This window comes from Komagataeibacter sp. FNDCR2 (assembly GCF_021295395.1).
Taxonomy (GTDB): Bacteria; Pseudomonadota; Alphaproteobacteria; order Acetobacterales; family Acetobacteraceae; genus Komagataeibacter.
The window spans coordinates 2996310-3003528 of the sequence record NZ_JAIWOU010000001.1 but is presented as its reverse complement, the minus strand read 5'-3'; the positions used below and the strand labels follow the sequence as shown (position 1 = coordinate 3003528).

The window sequence follows — 7219 nt, the reverse complement described above, 5'->3', positions numbered from 1 at the left end:
ATCCGCTCCCGGCTACATGGGCACGCAGCCGGCACTTTCGCGCCCGCCGGTCCGCCCCCCCGCTCCATTCATACCGCCCGCAACGCCGCCCGTCCCGCACGGGGCGGGCAGTCGCGCGCAGGGCACGACCCGTACACCTGCCCCTGCGGGCAAGGCTACCGATGGCGTTGGAATTATCCCCGCAAGTTAGAGCAGGGAATCGGACGAAGCAACGGGAATCTGCCCTCGCCCCACCAAAACCCCGTCATCATGCGGTACATGACAAACAAAAAAGGCCGCTACCGCCACTAATGGCGATATACGACCTCCTTCATTACTTCCAGAATTCTTTCAGATGAAAGAAACCGGCAGTATTTTACGCCGCGACAAGGGACTTGATGCGGGCGGACAGGCGCGAAATACGACGGGCAACGGTGTTGGCGTGAAGCACACCCTTGCCAACCGCGCGCTGCATTTCCGGCTGGGCCGCACGCAGGGCGGTCGTGGCGTCGTCCTTCTTGCCCGACTCAATCGCCATCTCGACCTTCTTCACGAAGGTGCGGACACGCGACATGCGCGCCGTGTTGCGGGCGTTGCGACGTTCATTCTGACGGATGCGCTTACGCGCGGAAGCTGTATTGGCCATTGCTCTCAGTTCATCTGCATAAATCAGGTTACGGCGGTCCGCCACCCGATCGTTGCGGACATCCCATATCAGGCTGGCGATCTAGTCCACCCCTGCGGCATTAGTCAAGACAAGTCTTCACCAAAATCGTTTTCTTCGCGCTGCAGGCGGGGGCAGAAAAAGCTCGACCGCCCGGACTGGGTGATCCGCACGACCCCGTTGCACGCTGGCGGGCCGGGGCAATCGGGGCACCCTTCGCCCTCCCGGCCATAGACGCGCCAGGCATGCTGGAAATAGCCCAGCGCCCCATCGGGTTGCACATAATCACGCAGGCTTGACCCGCCTGCGGCGATCGCTTCCTCCAGCACGGCGCGGATAGCCGTCACGAGCCGCGCATGATCCGCCGCCTCGACGCTCCCGGCCGCCCGCGCGGGGTGAATCCCCGCGCGGAACAGGGCTTCGGACACATATATATTGCCAAGACCCGCCACCACGCGCTGGTCCAGCAGCAGGGCCTTCATGCTGCTGCGCCGTCCCCTGGCGCGCGCCGCCAGCCATGCGCCGTCAAAACGGTTGCCCAGCGGCTCCGGCCCCATGCCCGCCAGCAGGCGGTGGCTTTCAACCTGGCCGGCCGGCACGAGATCGACCATGCCGAACCGCCGGGGGTCAACCAGACCGCAGCGCGCGCCCTGCGCCGTCTCGATGACCAGATGTTCGTGCGGCGCGGGGGCGGCGGCTGGCCCGGATGGCGCCATGCGGGAGAGCAGGATGCGCCCGGACATGCCCAGATGCAGCACCATGACCATGCCACCCGAAAGCGTGATGAGGATATATTTCCCCCGCCGGGCGAATCCATCCACCCGCCGCCCGGCCAGCGCCCGGGCCAGACCGGGGGGAAACGGCCATCGCAACCCGGCATGATGCGTGCTGGCGCGGGAAATAGTGTGACCTTCAAGATGCACTCGCATCCCGCGCATCACAGTTTCGACTTCAGGGAGTTCCGGCATCGGCTCATCTGGGGTTATATCTGTGCATCATGACCGACAATAGCCAGCCCTACCATCCCTCCCCTTCCGCAGGCCGTCAGGATGACCGCCAGGCGGATACCACAGATTTCGGCTTTCGCGATGTCCCGTTGCGCGAGAAGAAATCCCTGGTCCGCGATGTCTTTGACAGCGTCGCCTCCCGGTACGACATCATGAACGATGTGATGTCGCTGGGCATCCACCGCGCATGGAAGCGGATTTTCGTCAACGAACTCGGCCCCCATCCGGACCTGTCGCTGCTCGACCTTGCGGGCGGCACGGGCGATATCTCGTTCGGCTGGCTGCGCGGCGGCGGCGGCCCCGCCATCCTGTCCGACATCAACATCAGCATGCTGAGCGTGGGGCGCAACCGCGCGCTGGAGCGCGGGCTTGTCTCCGGTCTCAACTTCATCGCCGTGGATGCCGAGGCCATTCCACTGGCCGACTGTTCGGTTGACCGGGTCTCCATCGCCTTCGGCCTGCGCAACTGCACCGACAAGCTTCAGGTCCTGCGCGAGGCCCGGCGCATCCTGCGCCCCGGCGGGCGGTTCCTGTGCCTTGAATTCTCGCAGGTTCAGATCGCGGCCTTCGCCCCGGTTTACGATGCCTGGTCCTTCCATGTCCTGCCCCGCATGGGGGCGGCCATTGCCGGTGACCGCGAAAGCTACCAGTACCTGGCGGAAAGCATCCGCATGTTCCCCGATCAGGAAACACTGGCCGACATGATGCGCGAAGCGGGGCTTGAGCGCGTATCCTACCGCAATCTTTCCGGTGGAATCGCCGCGATCCATTCCGGCTGGCGCATCTGATGACCCGGCGGGCGGAGCGTTCCATTCTGCTGGTCGTATGCGGGGGAATCGCCGCCTACAAGGCGCTGGAACTGATCCGTGGGCTGCGCGAGCACGGCATCCGCGTCCGCCCGGTCATAACGGAAGCGGGAAGCCGATTCGTAACCCCGCTATCGCTTCAGGCCCTGAGCGGCGAGCGGGTGTTCAGCGACCTGTTTTCCCTGACCGATGAAAGCGAGATGGGGCATATCGCCCTGTCCCGCAGCAGCGACCTGATCGTGGTCTGCCCCGCCACCGCTGATATTCTTGCCCGCATGGCCGCCGGGCTGGCCGATGATCTGGCCACCACCGTGCTTCTGGCAACCGATACGCCCGTTCTGGTCGCCCCGGCCATGAACGTGCGCATGTGGGAACACCCGGCCACGCAGGCCAATATCGCCACGCTGAAGGCGCGCGGCGTGGAATTCATCGGGCCGGAAGTGGGCCGGATGGCGTGTAATGAAACCGGGCCGGGCCGGATGGCGGAACCCGAAACCATACTGGCCGCCATCGTGAACCGGCTGGATGGTGAGCCCCCGCTGACGGGCCGCACGGCGCTGGTCACGGCGGGGCCGACGCATGAGCCGGTGGATCCGGTGCGCTATCTGGCCAACCGCTCATCCGGCGTGCAGGGCTATGCTATTGCGTCGGCCCTCGCGGCGGCGGGTGCTGAGGTGACGCTGGTCAGCGGGCCGACCACCCTGCCCGACCCGCCGGGCGTGCGGACGGTACGGGTTGAAACGGCACGTGAGATGCAGGCCGCCTGCACCGCCGCCCTGCCATGCGACATCGCGGTCTGCGCCGCCGCCGTGGCCGACTGGCATGTCATCCCGGCGCCCCAGAAAATAAAGAAAACCACGCCCGATGCGGTCCCGACCCTGAAACTGGTCCCGAACCCGGACATTCTGGCCACGTTAAGCCAGCCATCGCCCATGCGCCCGCGACTGGTGGTGGGTTTCGCGGCGGAAACCGAGCATGTGGCCGAACATGCGGGCGCCAAGCGCCTGCGCAAGGGATGTGACTGGATCGTGGCCAATGATGTCAGCCCCGCGACCGGCATAATGGGCGGGACGGAAAACGAGATCATGCTGATCGACGCCACCGGCTGCGAGCACTGGCCGCGTATGGACAAGACACAGGTCGCGCGCAGGCTGGTTGCGCGAATCGCCATATTCCTGCACACGCCGCAACCAGATTCCGAAATAGCCTGACGGACCCCAGCCATGACTTTCTCCCTCCTTCCCATCCAGGTGCGCCGCCTTGCCCATGCGGAAGGGTTGCCGCTCCCCTCCTACGCCAGCGATGGCGCCGCCGGGATGGACCTGCTGGCCGCCGTGACCGAACCGATGACCATATGGGCCGGAGGGCGCGCGCTGGTGCCCACGGGGCTGTGCATTGCGCTGCCACGGGGTTTTGAACTCCAGATCCGCCCGCGCTCGGGGCTGGCGCTGAAGCACGGCATTACCCTGCCCAACGCCCCCGGCACCATTGACGAGGATTATCGGGGTGAAATCGGCATTATCGTCATGAACACCGGCAGCGAGCATTTCGTGGTCGAACGCGGCATGCGCATCGCGCAGGCGGTTCTGGCCCCCGTGGTGCGTGGCGAGTGGTTCGAAACCACCGACCTGGATGAAACCCGCCGTGGCGCGGGCGGCTTTGGCAGCACGGGCACGGTAGGGTGACCGAAAACGGCCTGCCGGGAAACCTGCGCGTCCGCCCTAATGTGGCGGACCTGCTGGGCCTGCTGGCGATCATGGCCGCGGCGGTCATCATCGCCACGGCGGGGCGTCATATGCTTGTGCCCATTCCCGCCAGCGAGGCCGGGACCATACACCTCAACCCCGCATGGCTGCCCGCCTACGCGGTGCGGACCACGCTGCGCATGTTTGCGGCCCTTGCCGCGTCGCTGGTCTTTACCTTTACCTATGCCGTATGGGCGGCCAAGAGCAGGCGGGCAGGGCAGGTGCTGATCCCGCTGCTCGACATCCTGCAATCCGTGCCCATCCTGGGGTTCCTGACCTTTACCGTCGTCTTTTTCCTGGGCCTGTTCCCCGGCAGGATGATGGGGGCGGAACTGGCCGCCATCTTCACCATATTCACCAGCCAGGCCTGGAACATGGCGTTTGCCATGTATCAGGCCCTGCGCACCGTACCGTCCGACCTGGAGGAAGCGGCCCGCTGCTTCGGCCTGACGCCGTGGCAGCGGTTCTGGCGGCTGGAAGTGCCGTTCGCCGTGCCCTCCCTGGTCTGGAACACCATGATTTCCATGTCCGGCGGGTGGTTCATGGTCGTCTATTCCGAGACGATCACGGTCGGCAATACGGACATAGCCCTGCCCGGCATCGGCTCCTATGTCGGGCTTGCGATCGAGCAGCGTGATATCTGGGCCATCTTCTATGCCATTGTGACCATGCTGGCGGTCATTCTGGCCTACGACCAGTTGCTGTTCCGCCCGCTGGTGGCGTGGTCCGCGCGTTTCCGGACCGATGACGGCACCACTTTTTCCGCGCCCGACCCATGGGTGCTGACGCTGCTGCGCCGCACGCACCTGCTGCGCCAGATCTGCCTGCGCGTGGGCGATGCGATGACCCGGATCGGCTGGCTGGCGCTGGGTGCGCGGCCATCCGCCCCCCGGCGCACGTTTGTTCCCGCCCGCCTTGTCGATACGGCCTGGCTGACGGCGCTGGGCATCTTCGCGGCCAGTGTCGGCTGGAAAACATGGGCCTATGGCAGCACGCATTACACCGCCGCGCAGGTGATGCAGGTGATCGGGCTGGGTGGCTTCACGCTGCTGCGGGTCACGGTTACGGTTCTGGTGTCCACGCTGGTATGGGTGCCGATCGGGATCTGGCTGGGCCTGTCGCCACAGCGGGCGCGGCGGGCGCAGATGGCGGCGCAGTTCATGGCCGCCTTTCCCGCCAACCTGTTTTTTCCGCTGATCGTGGTCGTGATCGTGCATCAGCACCTGAACAGCAATATCTGGCTGACCCCGCTCATGCTGCTGGGCACGCAGTGGTATATCCTGTTCAATATCGTGGCCGGGGCGTCGTCCTACCCCGGTGACCTGCTGGAGGCGGCCCGGAACTTCCATGTCAGCGGATGGCTGTGGTGGCGGCGTGTGATGCTGCCCGGCATTGCGCCGTATTTCATTACCGGCGCGCTTACCGCATCCGGCGGCGCATGGAACGCCGCCATCGCCACCGAGGTCGCGAGCTGGGGCGACACCACGCTCAGCGCGCGGGGGCTGGGCGCCTATATCGCCCATGCGACCGTGGCGGGCGCGACCGATCAGGTCGGGCTGGGCATGGTGGTGATGGCGGCCTTCGTGCTGCTGCTCAATCGTGCCCTGTGGCGTCCGTTATCCAACTATGCCGCCCGGCATTACACTTTTGACTGAGAGCGCATGACGCAGCAGCCCACAGCCCCCCCCGCCCATCACACCGGCGCCGAGCTTGTCCGGATCGTCAACTGCCGCCAGGCCTATCACAAGGAAAGTGCGACCGATCTTGTGGTGCTCGACGGTGTGAACCTGAGCATACGCAGCGGCGAGATCGTGGGCCTGCTGGGGCGTTCGGGATCGGGCAAATCCACCCTGCTGCGCATCATTGCCGGGCTGCTGCCCCCCACGGCGGGCGAGGTGATCTGGAAGGGCAAAAAGCTGACCGGCCCGGCGGACGGCATTTCCATGGTGTTCCAGTCCTTTGCGCTGTTCCCGTGGCTGACGGTGCAGAAGAATGTGGAACTGGGGCTTGAAGCGCAGGGCATTCCCCCCGCCGAACGGCTGAAACTGGCGGAAGACGCCATCGACCTGATCGGGCTGGGGGGGTATGAGAATGCCTACCCCAAGGAACTGTCCGGCGGCATGCGCCAGCGCGTGGGGCTGGCGCGCGCGCTGGTGGTGCGGCCCGACCTGCTGTTGATGGACGAGCCCTTTTCCGCGCTGGATGTACTGACGGCGGAAAACCTGCGCACCGACCTAGTGGAACTGTGGGCGGAGAAGAAACTGCCCATCCAGTCCATCCTGCTGGTTACGCATAATATCGAGGAAGCGGTGCTGATGTGCGACCGCATCCTGATCTTTTCCTCCAATCCCGGTCGGGTGGCGCATGAACTGCAGGTGCCCTTCGAACACCCGCGCAACCGCGAGGACATGGCCTTCCGCCAGTTTGTGGACCGGATCTACGCGCTCATGACCCGCCGCGCGCCGGTCGTATCGGAAGCGGACATGACCGACCCGGCCCTCCAGCGCACGGAAATCGCAGCCGATGCGGTGGCCCTGCCGCCGCTGCCCATCAATACGCTGGTGGGCATGATGGAAACGCTGGCGGCGGATCCGCTGCATGGCCGCGCCGACCTGCCCCTGCTGGCCAGCCGGTTGCAGCTTGAACTCGATGACCTGTTCCCACTGGGCGAATCGCTGCAACTGCTGGGGTTTGCCGAACTGGAGGATGGCGACATCCTGCTCACGCCCGAGGGCATGCGTTTTGTCCAGAGCGAGCATGACACCCGCAAGCATATCCTGTGGCACAACATGCTGCACAACATCCCCATGGTGCGGACCATCCGCGCCGTGCTGGATGAACGCCCGAACCACCGCGCCAGCGCCGAGCGGTTCCGCGATGAGCTGGAGGACAGCATGTCCCCCGACTACGCCCGCCAGACCCTTCAGACACTGATCGGCTGGGCACGCTATGCGGAACTGTTCGACTTTGATGAGGAAGCCGACCAGCTTTTCCTGAATGATGAAGCCGGATAGCCCC

At 65.3% G+C, this 7219-nt stretch carries 7 protein-coding genes and 1 pseudogene; 6 read left to right on the top strand and 2 right to left on the bottom strand.

The features are described from left to right. Nucleotides 1-190 (top strand): annotated as a pseudogene (locus tag LDL28_RS14145) (hypothetical protein); the annotation flags it as partial. 165 nt (nt 191-355) lie between these two features. Here the strand turns inward: LDL28_RS14145 and rpsT are convergent. Together rpsT and mutM are read right to left on the bottom strand one after the other, a co-directional pair. Further along, complete coding sequence (gene rpsT, locus LDL28_RS14140; RefSeq protein ID WP_233059132.1) at nt 356-625, bottom strand: 30S ribosomal protein S20; 270 nt, start codon at nt 623-625, stop codon at nt 356-358. 104 nt (nt 626-729) lie between these two features. After that, the gene (gene mutM, locus LDL28_RS14135; protein ID WP_233059131.1) at nt 730-1611 is read right to left on the bottom strand and encodes a bifunctional DNA-formamidopyrimidine glycosylase/DNA-(apurinic or apyrimidinic site) lyase; all 882 of its coding nucleotides are present in this window, start codon (nt 1609-1611) and stop codon (nt 730-732) included. A 29-nt stretch (nt 1612-1640) separates the two neighbouring features. Between mutM and LDL28_RS14130 the strand changes: the two genes are divergently transcribed. The 5 genes from LDL28_RS14130 to LDL28_RS14110 are packed head-to-tail and all read left to right on the top strand — an operon-like array spanning nt 1641 to nt 7215. Continuing rightward, a complete protein-coding gene (locus LDL28_RS14130; protein ID WP_233059130.1) occupies nt 1641-2438 on the top strand; it encodes a class I SAM-dependent methyltransferase in 798 nt (265 codons plus the stop codon). Continuing rightward, the gene (coaBC, locus tag LDL28_RS14125; protein ID WP_233059129.1) at nt 2438-3667 is read left to right on the top strand and encodes a bifunctional phosphopantothenoylcysteine decarboxylase/phosphopantothenate--cysteine ligase CoaBC; all 1230 of its coding nucleotides are present in this window, start codon (nt 2438-2440) and stop codon (nt 3665-3667) included. Before LDL28_RS14130 ends, coaBC begins: the two co-directional genes overlap by 1 nt. 12 nt (nt 3668-3679) lie before the next feature. Next, the gene (gene dut / locus LDL28_RS14120; protein WP_233059128.1) at nt 3680-4141 is read left to right on the top strand and encodes a dUTP diphosphatase; all 462 of its coding nucleotides are present in this window, start codon (nt 3680-3682) and stop codon (nt 4139-4141) included. Further along, nucleotides 4138-5856 carry an ABC transporter permease subunit gene (locus LDL28_RS14115; protein ID WP_233059127.1) on the top strand — a complete coding sequence of 573 codons (1719 nt, stop codon included), beginning with the start codon at nt 4138-4140 and terminating at the stop codon, nt 5854-5856. Before dut ends, LDL28_RS14115 begins: the two co-directional genes overlap by 4 nt. A 6-nt stretch (nt 5857-5862) precedes the next feature. After that, entirely contained in the window at nt 5863-7215 is a 1353-nt protein-coding gene (locus tag LDL28_RS14110; protein WP_233059126.1) for an AAA-associated domain-containing protein, read from the top strand. The last annotated feature ends 4 nt before the right edge of the window (nt 7216-7219 follow it).